Below are 15,109 nucleotides of genomic sequence, written 5' to 3'. Positions count from 1 at the left end.
TGTGCCTGGCGCGGGTTTCAGCTTTATGGGGGCGTTGGCGAGAGGGCCTGCGCGGGTCTAGTATGGGCGCAACCACGTACGCCAGGAGGCACGTCATGTCGGCCAACAAGAAACCTGTCACCACCCCTTTGCATCTGCTGCAGCAACTTTCCCACAGTCTGATCGAGCACCTGGAGACCGCTTGCAAGCAGGCCCTGGTGGACTCCGAGAAACTGCACGCCAAGCTGGAAAAGCAACGTGCCAAAGCGCAGGACAAACTGCACAAGGCACGCACCAAACTGCAGGAAGCAGGCAAGTCCGGGAAGGCCAAGGCACAAGCCAAGGCCAAGGCCGGCATCGCAGAGCTGGAAGAGGTGCTGGAAACACTGAAGGGCCGTCAGGCGGAAACCCGCGCCTACATCGCCAACCTCAAGCGTGACGTCCAGGAAAGCCTGAAGCTGGCCCAGGGCGTGAGCAAGGTGAAGGAAGCGGTCGGCAAGTCGCTGGCCACCCGCAAGCCGGTTGCCGCCGCCAAGCCTGTCGCCGCCAAGCCGGTGGTCAAGGCTGCCGCTGCCAAGCCTGCCGCCAAACCGGCCGCCAAGGCCGTTGCCGCCAAGCCGGCTGCCAAGGCTGCTGCCGCGAAGCCCGCCGCCAAACCGGCTGCCAAGGCTGCTGCTGCGAAGCCAGCCGCTAAACCGGCTGCCAAAGCTGCCGCTGCGAAGCCCGCCGCTAAACCGGCTGCTAAAACTGCTGCTGCGAAGCCCGCCGCTAAACCGGCTGCCAAAGCTGCTGCTGCGAAGCCCGCCGCCAAGCCGGCTGCCAAAGCTGCTGCTGCGAAGCCTGCCGCCAAACCGGCTGCCAAAGCTGCTGCCGCGAAGCCCGCCGCCAAGCCGGCTGCCAAGGCTGCTGCTGCGAAGCCTGCCGCCAAGCCGGCTGCCAAAGCTGCTGCCGCGAAGCCCGCCGCCAAACCGGCTGCCAAGTCCGCTGCTGCGAAGCCTGCTGCCAAACCGGCCGCCAAGCCCGCTGCCGCGAAGCCCGCCGCCAAACCGGCTGCCAAGTCCGCTGCTGCGAAGCCTGCCGCCAAACCGGCTGCCAAGCCTGCTGCTGCGAAGCCTGCCGCCAAACCGGCTGCCAAGCCCACCGCTGCGAAGCCTGCTGCCAAACCGGCCGCCAAGCCCGCCGCTGCGAAGCCCGCGGCCAAGCCCGCCGTCGCCGCCAAGCCTGCAGCTCCGGCCGCTACCCCGGCTGCTCCCGCTGCCCCGGCCGCGTCGACTGCTCCGGTCGCCAGCGCCGCACCGGCTCCGGTAGCGCCGAGCGCTCCGGCCGCCACTCCGAGCAGCGCTTCCTAAGACGCCGTTCGCGAAGCCGCCGCGGTGCGCAGCTGTTGCAGCGCACCGCGGCGTGCCTTCCCCGCTTCGCCGGCGCAGCCCTGCAGCCAGGCGTCCAGTTCGCTTCCGGCCTCTTCCGTCCAGTCCCGTCCCGCTTCCGCCAGCCGCTCCAGTTGCAGGCGTTCGGCGCGCAGCTCCAGCGTTTTCAGGGTTTCCCGTAGTTCTTCCAGATGGGCGTCGTCCTGCGCCCCCGCCTTCCACTGTTGGCGCAGCGTCCGCAGCGGCTTCACCACCTCGCGTTGCCAGTTGGCGGAGGCCTTCGCCAGGGTATCCAGGCGTTGTCCGGAGCAGGCCCGGCCACGGGCTGCGAACCAGGTCCCGGCCAGCAGCAGGCAGACGTCGGCGCCGGCTTCCTGCAGCTCCAGGCAGGCCGCCTCGACGCCTGGCTGCGCGTAGAGGTCGAGGGCGAACGACCAGATATCTTCTGTCATAGGGCTCCCACAGCGGTTGCGCGGCGAAGCTGATAAACTCCGCCGCCATGATTCGACTCCAAAATCTTACGCTACAGCGTGGCCCCCAGCGCTTGCTGGAAGGTGCCGAACTGACCTTGCATGCCGGCCAGAAAGTCGGCCTGATCGGCGCCAACGGCGCCGGCAAATCGAGCCTGTTCGCCCTGCTGCGCGGCCAGCTCGGCCAGGACGCCGGCGACTGCCGGATCCCCGCCGACTGGCGCATCGCGCACATGCGCCAGGAGGTGGACACCCTCGAGCGTCAGGCCGTGGACTACGTCCTCGACGGCGATGTGCGCCTGCGCGAGATTCAGGCGCAACTGGCCGTCGCCGAGAACGCCCATGACGGCGCCGCCGTGGCGCGCCTGCACACCGAGCTGGACAACGCCGACGGCTACACCGCCGACGCGCGGGCTCGCAAGCTGCTGGCCGGCCTGGGCTTCAGCGCCGAGCAGATGGAGCGCCGCGTCGGCGACTTCTCCGGCGGCTGGCGGATGCGCCTGAACCTGGCCCAGGCACTGATGTGCCCGTCCGAACTGCTGCTGCTCGACGAACCCACCAACCACCTCGACCTCGACGCCATCCTCTGGCTGGAAGAGTGGCTCAAGGGCTACCCGGGCACGCTCATCCTGATCTCCCACGACCGCGACTTCCTCGACGCCGTGGTCGACCACGTGGCGCACCTCGAACAGCGCAAGCTGACGCTCTATCGCGGCGGCTACTCGGCCTTCGAGCGCACCCGCGCCGAGCGCCTGGCGCAACAGCAGCAGGCCTACGAGAAGCAGCAGGCGCAGCGCGCCCACATGGAAAAGTACATCGCCCGCTTCCGCGCCCAGGCTACCAAGGCGCGCCAGGCGCAGAGCCGCATCAAGGCCCTGGAACGTCTGGAGGAGCTGGCCCCGGCCCACGTCGATTCGCCCTTCGACTTCGTCTTCCGCGAGTCGGACAAGATTTCCAGCCCGCTGCTGGACCTGTCCGAGGCGCGCCTGGGCTATGGCGAGAAGACGGTGCTGGAGAAGGTCAAGCTGCAACTGGTACCCGGCGCGCGCATCGGCCTGCTGGGCCCCAACGGCGCCGGCAAGTCGACCCTGATCAAGACCCTTTCCGGCGACCTGCCGTTGCTGGCCGGGCACCTGGCGCGCGGCGAGAACCTCGCCATCGGCTACTTCGCCCAGCACCAGCTCGACTCGCTGGACGCCAAGGCCAGCCCGCTGCTGCACCTGCAGCGCATCGCCCCGGGCGAGCGCGAGCAGACCCTGCGCGACTTCCTCGGCGGCTTCGATTTCCGCGGCGCGCGCTGCGACGAGCCGGTGCTGAACTTCTCCGGCGGCGAGAAAGCGCGCCTGGCGCTGGCCCTGATCGCCTGGCAGAAGCCCAACCTGCTGCTGCTGGACGAGCCGACCAACCACCTCGACCTGGAGATGCGCCTGGCCCTGACCATGGCCCTGCAGGAATTCTCCGGGGCGGTGGTGGTGGTGTCCCACGACCGTCACCTGCTCAAGAGCACCACCGACCAGTTCCTGCTGGTGGCCGACGGCCGCGTGCAAGACTTCGACGGTGACCTCGACGACTATGCCCGCTGGCTGGTGGACTTCCGCGCGCGCCAGGCGCCGGTCGCCAATGCCGGCGCAGCGTCTGTCGAGAAGACCGACAAGCGCGCCCAGCGCCAGGCCGCCGCCGCGTTGCGCCAGCAGCTGGCGCCGCACAAGCGCGAGGCGGACAAGCTGGAGAAGGAGCTGGGCGGCATCCACGACAAGCTCGCCGCGCTGGAGGAAAAGCTCGGCGACAGCGCCCTCTACGAGAGCGCGCGCAAGGACGAACTGCGTGACCTGCTGGCCCGGCAGGCGAGCCTGAAAGCCCGCGAGGCCGAGGTCGAGGAAGCCTGGCTGGTGGCCCTGGAAACCCTGGAGAACCTCCAGGCCCAGCTCGAAGGAGCCGAGTGATGGAAGACCTGCCGCTGCTCGTCGCCTGGAGCGATCCATTGCTGCGCGGCCTGCAGATCGTCCTCATCCTGCTGCTGGCCTGGGTGCTGCAGCGCATGGTGGCGCGCGGGCTGAACCGCCTGGCGCAGCGCTACCCGATCCCCCACGAACTGCTGCTGCCGCTGCGCGGCGGCCTGCGCTGGCTGATCATGGGCTCGGCGCTGATGATGGTGCTGGAGCGCCTGGGGGTTTCCGCCCAGGTGCTGTGGACCGCGCTGACCGGCTTCGTCGCGGTCGCCGCGGTGGCCTTCTTCGCCATCTGGAGCGTGCTTTCCAACCTGTTCTGCGCGTTGCTGATCTTCACCGTCGGGCCGTTCCGCCTGGGCGACCTGGTGGAGGTCATCGAGTCGGCCGACAAGCCCGGCGTGAAGGGCCGCGTCAGCGCCATCAACCTGCTCTACACCACCCTCGAGGAAACCTTCGAGGACGGCACCAGCGCCCTGCTGCAGGTGCCCAACAGCCTGTTCTTCCAGAAGGCCATCCGGCGCTGGAAAGGGCCCGGGCTGAGCAGCGGAAGATAACAACCACAACCCCTGTTCCCACACGGATACCCACGCACTATGGAATGGCTCGCTAGCCCTGAAATCTGGGTCGCCTTTCTGACCCTGACCGCCCTGGAGATCGTCCTGGGCATCGACAACATCATCTTCATCTCCATCCTGGTCAGCCGCCTGCCGGCGGCGCAGCAGCCCAAGGCGCGGTTCTTCGGCCTGGCGCTGGCGATGGGCACGCGGATCCTCCTGCTGCTGTCGATCACCTGGGTGATGCGCCTGACCGCCGACCTCTTCGAGGTGTTCGGCCAGGGCGTTTCCGGGCGCGACCTGATCCTGTTCTTCGGCGGCCTGTTCCTGCTGTTCAAGAGCACCATGGAGATCTACCACAGCCTGGAAGGCGCCGAGGAAGGCGGGCAGGGCAGCGCCAGGAGCCGCGGCTTCATGGCGGTGATCATCCAGATCGCGATCATCGACATCATCTTCTCCCTGGACTCGGTGATCACTGCCGTGGGCCTGGTGCAGAACGTGCCGGTGATGATCGCCGCCATCGTCATCTCGGTCGGCGTGATGATGCTCGCCGCCGGCACCATCAGCGACTTCATTGACAAGCACCCGTCGCTGAAGATGCTGGCGCTGTCGTTCCTCATCGTGGTCGGCACCGTGCTGGTGGCCGAGGCCTTCGAGGTCCACGTGCCCAAGGGCTACGTCTACTTCGCCATGGCCTTCTCGCTGGCGGTGGAAGCCCTCAACATCCGCCTGCGCGGCGCCCTGGCGCGCAAGCGCGGCGAAGAGCCGGTGAAGCTGCGCAAGGACCTGCCGAGCTGATTGGCATTCCCCGCGCCGGGCTTCCTCCACACCTGTAGGAGCGGGCCCTGCCCGCGATTCGCGCGCAGGGCGCGCTCCTACAAGGGGAATGCCGGAGTTGTGCTGATGGGTATCGCTTCGCTCGACCCATCCTACGGTTCGACGCGCCCGGAAAGAGGCTCTCCGTGACCAAGCCCGAAGCGCGCCTGGGATCAAGGTCAAACGGCGGGTAACCGCGAACGGTTATCCGCCCTACACGGCAACGCGCGACTCGGGCACACTGGCTACCCGTAACAAGATTTTTCGCCACGAGGTCCACCATGCTCGCCAGTACCTGGTTCGCCTTCCTCATCGCCTGCTGGGTGATCAGCCTGTCGCCCGGCGCCGGGGCCATCGCCTCGATGTCCTGCGGCCTGCAATACGGCTTCTGGCGCGGCTACTGGAACGCCCTGGGCCTGCAGATCGGTCTGGCTCTGCAGATCGCCGTGGTCGCCGCGGGCGTCGGCGCGCTGCTGGCCACCTCGGCGCTGGCCTTCAGCGTGATCAAGTGGTTCGGCGTGGTCTACCTGGCCTACCTCGCCTGGCGCCAGTGGAGCGCCGCCCCGCAGGTGATGCAGGCCGACGCCGAGCGCCCCATCGGCCGCCCGCTGAGCCTGGTGCTGCGCGGCTTCCTGGTCAACGCCAGCAACCCCAAGGCGGTGATCTTCATGCTCGCCGTGCTGCCGCAGTTCGTCGACCCGCACCGGCCGATGGCGATGCAGTACGTGATCATGGGCGCCACCATGATCTGCGTCGACCTGATCGTCATGGCCGGCTACACCGGGCTGGCCGCGCGGGTGCTGCGCGCGCTGCGCTCGCCGCGCCAGCAACGGCTGATGAACCGCACCTTCGCCAGCCTGTTCCTCGGCGCCGCCGCGCTGCTGGCCACCGTTCGCCGCGCCCCGGTGTGAAGCCGACGGGCGCCGCCTAGGCGCCCGAATGGTGGCGGAGTAGTATTGGCGCCCTCCATTCTCATTCGCCTTCCGCCATGCGCCTTCCAAAGCTTCTCATCTGGCTGCTGCCGCTGCTTTGCGGCGCCAGCCTCACGGCCCTGGCCGACGTTCCGGTCGACCCCTCCCAGGCCCTGCACCTGCTGAGCTACCTGGCCGCGGACTACCCGCCGACGGTGAGCGCCGGGCAGGTGGTCGACGCCACCGAATACAAGGAGCAACTGGAGTTCGCCGGCCAGCTGCAGGCGCTGCTGCTGGCCCTGCCGGCGCGCCCCGAGCGGGCCGACCTGGAGCGCGAGGTGGCCGGCCTGCGCCGCGCCATCGAGCAGCGCCAGCCCGGCGCCCTGGTGGCGCAGCAGGCGCGGCACCTGGAAGCGCGCCTGGCGGACGTCTACCAGGTGGTGCAGACCCCCGCCATCACCCCCGACCCGGCCCGCGGCGCACCGCTCTACGCCCAGCAGTGCTCGATCTGCCACGGCGACGCCGGCAAGGGCGACGGCCCGGCGGGCATCGGCCTGCAGCCGCCGCCGGCCGACCTCACGGCCCGCGCGCGCCTGGACCAACTGAGCCTCTACGACCTGCGCACGGTGATCGGCCTGGGCGTCGCCGGCACCGACATGCCGGCCTTCGCCGACCAGTTGGACGAGCGCCAGCGCTGGGACCTGGCCGCCTACGTGGCCGGCCTGAGCGCCGCCGAGGCCCAGCCCGACGGCGCCCACGCCTACCCGCTGGCGAGCCTGGCCACCCAGACCCCGGCCGAAGTGGCCGCCCGCGACGGCGACGCCGCCGCGCAGAGCTTCCGCGCCCTGCGCGCCCATCCGCCGCTGGAGCACCGCGGCCCGGCGCAGCTGATCGACTACACCGCCGCGACCCTCGACAAGAGCTTCGCCATCTACCGCCAGGGCGACCACGACCAGGCCTACGACCTCTCGGTCGCCGCCTATCTGGAAGGTTTCGAACTGGTGGAAAGCTCGCTGGACAACGTCGACGCCACCCTGCGCAAGGCCACCGAGAAAGAACTCATGGCCTACCGCCAGACGCTGCGCGACGGCCTGCCCGAAGCCCAGGTGGCGCAGCAGCTGGAGCGCGCCAAGGGCAAGCTTGGCGAAGCCGCCAAGGCGCTCAGCGGCGACTCCCTGAGCAGCACCATCAGCTTCGTCTCGGCCCTGCTGATCCTGCTGCGCGAGGGCGTGGAAGCCATCCTGGTGCTCGCCGCCATCCTCGCCTTCCTGCGCAACACCGGGCAGGAAGCCGCCACCCGCGGCGTGCACGTCGGCTGGGGCCTGGCCTTCGTCGCCGGCTTCGCCACCTGGGCGCTGGCGGCCTACGTGATCGACATCGGCGGCGCCCAGCGCGAGCTGATGGAGGGCTTCACCTCGCTGTTCGCCTGCGTGATGGTGCTCTGGCTCGGCGTGTGGATGCACGACCGCCGCCACGCGGCAGCCTGGCAGGACTACATCCGCAGCAGCCTGGTGGGCGGCGGCGGGCGCTTCGGCTTCGCCGTGCTGGCGTTCTTCTCGGTGTACCGCGAGCTGTTCGAGGTCATCCTGTTCTACGAAACCCTCTGGCTGCAGGCCGGCCCGGCCGGGCACAGCGCGGTCATCGCCGGCGCCGGTTGCGCGGTGGTGCTGCTGATCGGCCTGGCCTGGGTGATCCTGCGCGGCTCGGCGAAACTGCCGCTGAAGCTGTTCTTCACCGTCAACGCCGCGCTGCTCTGCGCGCTCTCGGTGGTGTTCGCCGGGCACGGCGTGGTGGCCCTGCAGGAAGCCGGGGTGATCGGCACCCGCCCGGTGCCCTTCTTCGACTTCGACTGGCTGGGCATCAAGGCCGACGCCTACTCGCTATCGGCCCAGGCCCTGGCGCTGCTGGCGGTGGCCGTGCTCTACGGGCGCAGCCTGCTGGCGGAGAAACGCAAGGCCGCGGCGCTGCCCTGAGGCGGCACGCGGCAAACCCCGACGGCCAGTGCGATACTGGCCGTCGTCATTTTCGGGGAACGAGTCCGATGCGTATCTGGATCGATGCCGACGCCTGCCCGCGCGCGGCGAAGGAACTGGTGGCGAAGTTCGCCCTGAAGCGCAAGCTGGAAGTGGTGATGGTCGCCGGCCAGCCGGTGGCCAAGCCGCCGTTCGCCTGCGTCAGCCTGGTGGTGGTGCCCAGCGGCATGGACGCCGCCGACGACTACCTGGTGGAGCAGGCCGAGCCGGGCGACCTGGTGATCTGCAGCGACGTGCCGCTGGCCGACCGCCTGGTGAAGAAGGGCGTGGACGCCCTGGACCCGCGCGGCCGCGAGTTCGACGCGAAGAACATGGGCGAGCGCCTGGCGCTGCGCAACCTGATGACCGACCTGCGCGACCAGGGGCAGATGGGCGGCGGCCAGGCGCCTTATGGCGACAAGGATCGGCAGGCTTTCGCCAATGCGCTGGATCGGTTGTTGACGCGGTTGAGCAGAAGCTAAAAGAGACGCTGGAAGCTTGAAGCTGAAAGCTAGAAGCCGCACGATCTCCAGCTTTCAGCTTTCAGCTTTCAGCTTTCAGCTTTCAGCTTTCAGCTTTCAGCTTTCAGCTTTCAGCTTTCAGCTTTCAGCTTTCAGCTTTCAGCTTTCAGCTTTCAGCTTTCAGCTTTCAGCTTTCAGCTTTCAGCTTTCAGCTTTCAGCTTTCAGCTTTCAGCTTTCAGCTTTCAGCTTTCAGCTTTCAGCTCCAGCCCTGCCTTACGCCAACTCCAACACCCGATCCACCAGCTTGTTGATCCCGCTGGCCGCCTCGGCGATGTTCTGCGCCAGCATGTAGGCCGGGGTGGTCACCAGCTTGTGGCGGCTGTCCTCGACTATCTCGTCCACCGGGCAGTCGACGTGCTTGGCGCCCATGCGGGTCAGCGCGGCGGCGGTGTCGGCGTCGCAGCCGATGGTGCATTCGATGCCCGGGCCGTAGATGCGCTCGGCCATGGCCGGGGCGATGCAGATCAGGCCCACCGGCTTGTGCGCGGCGGCGAAGGCCTTGGCCAGGGCCAGCACGTCCGACTCGACCTCGCACCGGTCGCCCTCGAAGGCGAAGTTGCACAGGTTCTTCGCTGCGCCGAAGCCGCCGGGGACGATGAGCGCGTCGAAGTCCTCGACCTTCGCCTCGCGCACGTCCTTGATCTGGCCGCGGGCGATGCGCGCGGATTCCACCAGCACGTTGCGGCTTTCCGGCATTTCCTCGCCGGTGAGGTGGTTGACCACGTGGTGCTGGGCGATGTCCGGGGCGAAGCACTGCACCTGCGCGCCGCGCTGGGACAGGCGCAGCAGGGTGATCACGCTTTCGTGGATCTCGGCGCCGTCGTAGACGCCGCAGCCGGAGAGGATGACGGCAACTTTCTTGTGCATGCAGGTACTCCTGGTTCGGGGTTGGCCGGTGGCGGCGACGTGGCTGTCGCCATATGCCGGCCGGGTTGTCACCGGCGGCCGTTGTAGCCGGGCGCCAGAGGACTAGGATCGGTATCCATAAGCATAACGATTCGGTCGAGCCATGAACTACATCCTCTTCGCGGTGCCGTTCTTCTTCCTGCTGATCGCGCTGGAGCTGTTGGCCGACCGCTGGCGCGGCATCTCCACCTATCGCCTGAGCGACGCCCTGAACAGCCTCAGCGCCGGGGTGCTGTCCACCACCAGCGGCCTGCTGACCAAGGGCGTCGGCCTGGTCACCTACGTGTTCGCCTGGCAGCACCTGGCGCTCTTCGAGCTGTCCGCGCAAAGCGCCTGGGTCTGGGTGTTCGCCTTCGTCTTCTACGACTTCTGCTACTACTGGAACCACCGCCTGGGCCACGAGCGCAGCATCCTCTGGGCGGCCCACGCGGTGCACCACCAGAGCGAGGAGTACAACCTCAGCACGGCGCTGCGGCAGACCAGCACGGGCTTCCTGTTCGGCTGGATCTTCTACCTGCCGATGGCCGTGGCCGGCGTGCCGCCGCTGGTGTTCGTCAGCGTGGCGGCGCTTAACCTGCTCTACCAGTTCTGGGTGCACACCCGGCACATTCCCAAGCTCGGCTGGTTCGAATGGTTCTTCGTCAGCCCGTCGAACCACCGGGTGCACCATGCGCAGAACCATGTCTATATGGATCGCAACTACGGCGGCGTGTTCATTCTCTGGGACCGCCTGTTCGGCACCTTCCAGGAGGAGCTGGACGAGGAACCGGTGGTGTTCGGCGTGACCGTGCCGCTGGCCAGCTGGAACCCGCTGTGGGCCAACCTGCAGGTCTATGCCGCGCTGTGGAACGATGCGCGGCGGGCGGGCAACAGGTGGGACAAGCTGCGCATCTGGTTCATGCGCACCGGCTGGCGTCCGGCCGACGTGGCGGCGCGCTATCCGCTGCAGAAGCCCGACCTGGCCACCTTCCGCAAGTTCGAGGTGCCGCTGTCCCGCGGCCGGCAGTGGTACGCGACCGTGCAGTTCGCCGGCTATGTGGTCGGCGGCACTTTGCTGCTGGGGCTGGGGGAGGGCTGGCCGCTGCCGGCGCTGCTGCTGGGCTGGGCGTGGATGGCCTGCGGCCTGTTCGTCATCGGCGCCTGGCTGGAGAACCGCGCCTGGGCGCCGCGGCTGGAAGGGCTGCGCCTATTGCTGAACCTACCCTGGGTGGCAATCACCGCCGCAGCGGCCGGCCTGGCGTTGCCGGGGTGGGCGCTGGCGCTGCTGGGCGCCCATGCCGCCCTCAGCCTGCTGGCGCTGTGGGGCCTGCGCCACGAGGGGCGGCAGGCGCAGCCGGCCTGATCAGTTGCCGTTGCGGCTGTTCTTGATGCGCCGGTGCAGCCACAGCAGCAGGCCGATGGCGAGCAGGCCGCCGAGGACCATGAGTTCGTACTTCTTGATGTTGCCCAGCACGCCTTCGAGCACGCTGCCGAAGTAGTACGCCGCCGAGCCGAGCGCGCTGGCCCAGACGATGGCGCCCAGGCCGTTGAGCAGCAGGTAGCGGCCCGGCGGGTAGCCGGACAGGCCGATGGCCACCGGCATCACGGTGCGCAGGCCGTAGACGAAGCGGAAGCTCAGCACCCACAGGTCCGGGCGCCGCCGCACGTGCTCCAGGGCGCGGTCGCCGAGCTTCTGCCAGCGCGGCTTGCGCGCCAGCAGCTTGCGCCCGTGGCGGCGGCCGAGGAAGTACCAGAGCTGGTCGCCCGCGTAGCTGCCGAGGAAGGCCACGGCGATCACGTATTCGAGCTGCATGTAGCCGCGGAAGGCAAGGAAGCCGGCCAGCACCAGAATGGTCTCGCCCTCGAAGAAGGTGCCGAGGAACAGGGCCACATAGCCGAAATCCTGCAGGAATTGTTGGAGCATTATCGAGGCAACGCAGCAAAATGAACGCGCAGCCTAACGCGGTTGTCGTCCGGGGGGAAGGCACCTGCTGGCGGCTTGCTGGCCTTTGCATGGCCCGGGCCGCCTACTTTGGTCGTATGTTGCGGTTTCGGGTCCCTGCGACCGGTTGCCGCGACCCCGGGTCACTGTTACCCCTTGTTACCAATCGGTCATAATCCCCGACTATAACTGTCACACTGTGCCTGTCGTCAGGGCCTTGGAGTACGCCGTGAGCTTCATTTCCGCCGAACGCGCCTTCCCCTTCACCCGCCTGCGCCGCAACCGCCGCGACGAGTTCTCCCGTCGCCTGGTGCGCGAGAACGTGCTGAGCGTCGACGACCTCATCCTTCCGGTGTTCGTCCTCGACGGCAAGAACCAGCGCGAGGCCATCGCCTCGATGCCGGGCGTCGAGCGCCTGTCCATCGACCTGCTGCTGGAGGAAGCCGAGCAACTGGTGGAACTGGGCATCCCGGCGCTGGCGCTGTTCCCGGTCACGCCGCTGGAGAAGAAGTCCCTCGACGGCGCCGAGGCCTACAACCCCGAGGGCATCGCCCAGCGCGCCACCCGCGCCCTGCGCGAGCGCTTCCCGGAGCTGGGTATCATCACCGACGTGGCCCTGGACCCGTTCACCATCCACGGCCAGGACGGCATCCTCGACGAGAACGGCTACGTGATGAACGACGAGTCGGTGGACGTACTGGTCAAGCAGGCGCTGTCCCACGCCGAGGCCGGCGCCCAGGTGGTGGCTCCCTCGGACATGATGGACGGCCGCATCGGCGCCATCCGCGAGGCGCTGGAATCCACCGGGCACATCAACACCCGGATCATGGCCTACTCGGCCAAGTACGCCAGCGCCTACTACGGCCCGTTCCGCGACGCGGTCGGCTCCGCCGCCAACCTCGGCAAGGGCAGCAAGGCCACCTACCAGATGGACCCGGGCAACAGCGACGAGGCGCTGCACGAGATCGCCGCCGACCTCGCCGAAGGCGCCGACATGATCATGGTCAAGCCGGGCATGCCCTACCTGGACATCGTCCGCCGGGCCAAGGACGAATTCCGCGCGCCGACCTTCGTCTACCAGGTCAGCGGCGAATACGCGATGCACATGGCGGCCATCGAGAATGGCTGGCTCAGCGAGGCGGTGATTCTCGAATCGCTGCTGGCCTTCAAGCGCGCCGGCGCCGATGGCATCCTGACCTACTTCGCCAAACGTGCGGCAGAACAACTGAAAAGGGGGCGCTGACGCCCCCGCGACGAGACTTGCGATGAATACCGAAGGCCAGAACGCTACCGACCTGATCGAAACCGAAGTGACTGTCAGCGAGACCCTGGAGACCGTCGAGGTCCCCGTGGTCGCCGAACCCCCCGTGGAGGCGCCCGCCGCCCCGGCGGTGGCGGTGAACGTCGACGACAGCGCCCTCTACATTCATCGCGAGCTGTCGCAGCTGCAGTTCAACATCCGCGTGCTGGAGCAGGCGCTGGACGAGTCCTACCCGCTGCTCGAGCGCCTGAAGTTCCTGCTGATCTTCTCCAGCAACCTCGACGAGTTCTTCGAGATCCGCGTCGCCGGCCTGAAGAAGCAGATCACCTTCGCCCGCGAGCAGGCCGGCGCCGACGGCCTGCTGCCGCACCAGGCCCTGGCGCGGATCAGCGAGCAGGTGCACGAGCAGGTCGGCCGCCAGTACGCCATCCTCAACGACATCCTGCTGCCGGAGCTGGCCAAGCACGGCGTGCGCTTCATCCGCCGGCGCTACTGGACGCCGAAGATCAAGGCCTGGGTACGGCGCTTCTTCCGCGACGAGATCGCCCCGATCATCACCCCCATCGGCCTCGACCCGACCCACCCGTTCCCGCTGCTGGTGAACAAGAGCCTGAACTTCGTGGTCGAGCTGGAGGGGATGGACGCCTTCGGCCGCGACTCCGGCCTTGCGATCATCCCGGCGCCGCGCTCGCTGCCGCGGATCATCCGCCTGCCCGAGGACGTGGCCGGGGAGGGCGACAACTACGTGTTCCTCTCCTCGATGATCCACGCCCACGCCGACGACCTGTTCTCCGGCATGAAGGTCAAGGGCTGCTACCAGTTCCGCCTGACGCGTAACGCCGACCTCTCGGTGGACGCCGAAGACGTCGAGGACCTGGCCCGCGCGCTGCGCGGCGAGCTGTTCTCGCGGCGCTACGGCGACGCCGTGCGCCTGGAGGTGGTGGACACCTGCCCGGCGCACCTGTCCAACTACCTGCTCAAGCAGTTCGGCCTGGCCGAGAGCGAGCTGTACAAGGTCAGCGGCCCGGTCAACCTGACCCGCCTGTTCAGCGTCACCGGGCTGGCCAGCCATCCGGAGCTGCAGTACCCGCCGTTCACCCCGACCATTCCGAAGCTGCTGCAGAAGAAGGAGAACATGTTCGGCGTGCTGGCCAAGCTGGACGTGCTGCTGATGCACCCCTTCGAGTCCTTCACCCCGGTGGTGGACCTGCTGCGCCAGGCGGCCAAGGACCCGAACGTTCTGGCCATCAAGCAGACCCTATACCGCTCCGGGGCCAACTCGGAAATCGTCGACGCCCTGGTGGAAGCGGCGCGCAACGGCAAGGAGGTCACCGCGGTGATCGAGCTGCGCGCGCGCTTCGACGAGGAGTCCAACCTGCAGCTGGCCAGCCGCCTGCAGCAGGCCGGCGCGGTGGTGATCTACGGCGTGGTCGGCTTCAAGACCCACGCCAAGATGATGCTCATCCTCCGCCGCGAGGACGGCGAGCTGCGCCGCTACGCGCACCTGGGCACCGGCAACTACCACGCCGGCAACGCCCGCCTGTACACCGACTACAGCCTGCTCACCGCCGACGTGGCGCTGTGCGAGGACCTGCACAAGCTGTTCAACCAGCTGATCGGCATGGGCAAGACGCTGCGCATGAAGAAGCTGCTGCACGCGCCCTTCACGCTGAAGAAGAACCTGCTGGAGATGATCAACCGCGAGGCGGCCCAGGCCGCCGAAGGCAAGCCGGCGCACATCATGGCCAAGGTCAACTCGCTGACCGACCCGAAGGTCATCCGCGCGCTGTACAAGGCCAGCCAGGCGGGGGTGAAGATCGACCTGGTGGTGCGCGGCATGTGCTGCCTGCGCCCAGGCGTGCCGGGGGTGTCGCACAATATCCAGGTGCGCTCGATCATCGGCCGCTTCCTCGAGCACAGCCGCATCTACTACTTCCTCAACGGCGGCGACGAGAAGCTCTACCTCTCCAGCGCCGACTGGATGGAGCGCAACCTCGACATGCGCGTGGAGACCTGCTTCCCGGTGGAAGGCAAGAAGCTGGTGCAGCGGGTGAAGAAGGAGCTGGAGCTGTACCTGGCCGACAACACCCAGGCCTGGGTGCTGCAGGCCGACGGCAGCTACCAGCGCCTGAACCCCACCGGCAACCAGAACCCGCGCAACGCCCAGGCCATGTTGCTGGAGCGCCTGTGCACGCCGGTGATCAACGGACGCTGAGCCGCCCTGGTCCCGAAAGCCCCGCCGCGCAAGCGCCGGGGCTTTTTCATGGGCTCATCGCCCCTACAGGGGAATGGCGTGGGTGGGGCAGCGTAGGAGCGGATCTCATCCGCGAATCGCGCCGGGGGTTGCGGCTATCGCGGAGAAGCTCCGCTACGGTCCAGGTTGGCACGGCTTCTTGTAGGAGCGGGCCCTGCCCGCGATTCGCGCGCAGGGCCCGCTCCTA

The 15,109-nt window shown here is 68.1% G+C and carries 13 protein-coding genes; 10 read left to right on the top strand and 3 right to left on the bottom strand.

From position 1 onward, the window contains the following. Positions 1-95 precede the first annotated feature (95 nt). Positions 96-1,328 carry an AlgP family protein gene (locus IG194_RS11515; protein ID WP_058487751.1) on the top strand — a complete coding sequence of 411 codons (1,233 nt, stop codon included), beginning with the start codon at positions 96-98 and terminating at the stop codon, positions 1,326-1,328. Here IG194_RS11515 and IG194_RS11510 read toward each other — a convergent pair. Beyond that, positions 1,325-1,798, bottom strand: a complete 474-nt coding sequence (locus IG194_RS11510) for a TIGR02444 family protein (protein WP_058487750.1) — start codon at positions 1,796-1,798, stop codon at positions 1,325-1,327. The two genes, IG194_RS11515 and IG194_RS11510, sit on opposite strands and share 4 nt — an antisense overlap. A gap of 47 nt (positions 1,799-1,845) precedes the next feature. Here IG194_RS11510 and IG194_RS11505 point away from each other — a divergent pair, with 47 nt between their 5' ends. The 6 genes from IG194_RS11505 (at position 1,846) to IG194_RS11480 (ending at position 8,540) form a co-directional block, all read left to right on the top strand. Then, positions 1,846-3,759, top strand: a complete 1,914-nt coding sequence (locus IG194_RS11505; protein WP_058487749.1) for an ATP-binding cassette domain-containing protein — start codon at positions 1,846-1,848, stop codon at positions 3,757-3,759. Next, positions 3,759-4,319, top strand: a complete 561-nt coding sequence (locus IG194_RS11500; RefSeq protein WP_043269653.1) for a mechanosensitive ion channel family protein — start codon at positions 3,759-3,761, stop codon at positions 4,317-4,319. Before IG194_RS11505 ends, IG194_RS11500 begins: the two co-directional genes overlap by 1 nt. Before the next feature lie 39 nt (positions 4,320-4,358). Beyond that, positions 4,359-5,117: a TerC family protein gene (locus IG194_RS11495; protein WP_058487748.1), complete on the top strand. Its 759-nt coding sequence runs from the start codon at positions 4,359-4,361 to the stop codon at positions 5,115-5,117. A 299-nt stretch (positions 5,118-5,416) separates the two neighbouring features. Further along, entirely contained in the window at positions 5,417-6,046 is a 630-nt protein-coding gene (locus IG194_RS11490) for a LysE family transporter (protein WP_009615056.1), read from the top strand. A gap of 77 nt (positions 6,047-6,123) precedes the next feature. Further along, the gene (locus IG194_RS11485; protein WP_058487747.1) at positions 6,124-8,019 is read left to right on the top strand and encodes a cytochrome c/FTR1 family iron permease; all 1,896 of its coding nucleotides are present in this window, start codon (positions 6,124-6,126) and stop codon (positions 8,017-8,019) included. A gap of 68 nt (positions 8,020-8,087) precedes the next feature. Beyond that, positions 8,088-8,540, top strand: coding sequence for a YaiI/YqxD family protein (locus IG194_RS11480; RefSeq protein ID WP_058487746.1), 453 nt, complete (start codon positions 8,088-8,090; stop codon positions 8,538-8,540). A 253-nt stretch (positions 8,541-8,793) separates the two neighbouring features. Here the strand turns inward: IG194_RS11480 and elbB are convergent, their stop codons facing one another. Continuing rightward, positions 8,794-9,447, bottom strand: a complete 654-nt coding sequence (elbB, locus tag IG194_RS11475) for an isoprenoid biosynthesis glyoxalase ElbB (RefSeq protein ID WP_058487745.1) — start codon at positions 9,445-9,447, stop codon at positions 8,794-8,796. A gap of 142 nt (positions 9,448-9,589) precedes the next feature. Between elbB and IG194_RS11470 the strand changes: the two genes are divergently transcribed. After that, the gene (locus tag IG194_RS11470) at positions 9,590-10,828 is read left to right on the top strand and encodes a sterol desaturase family protein (protein ID WP_058487744.1); all 1,239 of its coding nucleotides are present in this window, start codon (positions 9,590-9,592) and stop codon (positions 10,826-10,828) included. Here the strand turns inward: IG194_RS11470 and IG194_RS11465 are convergent, their stop codons facing one another. Further along, positions 10,829-11,392: a DedA family protein gene (locus tag IG194_RS11465; protein WP_099049022.1), complete on the bottom strand. Its 564-nt coding sequence runs from the start codon at positions 11,390-11,392 to the stop codon at positions 10,829-10,831. A gap of 244 nt (positions 11,393-11,636) precedes the next feature. Between IG194_RS11465 and hemB the strand changes: the two genes are divergently transcribed. Continuing rightward, positions 11,637-12,650 (top strand): porphobilinogen synthase, encoded by a 1,014-nt coding sequence (gene hemB / locus IG194_RS11460; protein ID WP_043269641.1) that lies wholly within the window; start codon positions 11,637-11,639, stop codon positions 12,648-12,650. Positions 12,651-12,672: 22 nt separating this feature from the next. After that, positions 12,673-14,883 (top strand): polyphosphate kinase 1, encoded by a 2,211-nt coding sequence (ppk1, locus tag IG194_RS11455; RefSeq protein WP_009615067.1) that lies wholly within the window; start codon positions 12,673-12,675, stop codon positions 14,881-14,883. Positions 14,884-15,109: the final 226 nt, after the last annotated feature.

It is taken from the genome of Pseudomonas sp. ADPe, from assembly GCF_014843515.1.
Classification (GTDB): domain Bacteria; phylum Pseudomonadota; class Gammaproteobacteria; order Pseudomonadales; family Pseudomonadaceae; genus Pseudomonas; species Pseudomonas citronellolis.
Note: the sequence above shows the minus strand (reverse complement) of the source record. Positions and strands in the feature narration are given on the sequence as shown.

Excerpts from the sequence above, each read along its gene's own strand:
- IG194_RS11515 (WP_058487751.1), top strand. The coding sequence starts at position 96 with ATGTCGGCCAACAAGAAACCTGTCACCACCCCTTTGCATCTGCTGCAG.
- IG194_RS11510 (WP_058487750.1), bottom strand. The coding sequence starts at position 1,798 with ATGACAGAAGATATCTGGTCGTTCGCCCTCGACCTCTACGCGCAGCCA.
- IG194_RS11505 (WP_058487749.1), top strand. The coding sequence starts at position 1,846 with ATGATTCGACTCCAAAATCTTACGCTACAGCGTGGCCCCCAGCGCTTG.
- IG194_RS11500 (WP_043269653.1), top strand. The coding sequence starts at position 3,759 with ATGGAAGACCTGCCGCTGCTCGTCGCCTGGAGCGATCCATTGCTGCGC.
- IG194_RS11495 (WP_058487748.1), top strand. The coding sequence starts at position 4,359 with ATGGAATGGCTCGCTAGCCCTGAAATCTGGGTCGCCTTTCTGACCCTG.
- IG194_RS11490 (WP_009615056.1), top strand. The coding sequence starts at position 5,417 with ATGCTCGCCAGTACCTGGTTCGCCTTCCTCATCGCCTGCTGGGTGATC.
- IG194_RS11485 (WP_058487747.1), top strand. The coding sequence starts at position 6,124 with ATGCGCCTTCCAAAGCTTCTCATCTGGCTGCTGCCGCTGCTTTGCGGC.
- IG194_RS11480 (WP_058487746.1), top strand. The coding sequence starts at position 8,088 with ATGCGTATCTGGATCGATGCCGACGCCTGCCCGCGCGCGGCGAAGGAA.
- elbB (WP_058487745.1), bottom strand. The coding sequence starts at position 9,447 with ATGCACAAGAAAGTTGCCGTCATCCTCTCCGGCTGCGGCGTCTACGAC.
- IG194_RS11470 (WP_058487744.1), top strand. The coding sequence starts at position 9,590 with ATGAACTACATCCTCTTCGCGGTGCCGTTCTTCTTCCTGCTGATCGCG.
- ppk1 (WP_009615067.1), top strand. The coding sequence starts at position 12,673 with ATGAATACCGAAGGCCAGAACGCTACCGACCTGATCGAAACCGAAGTG.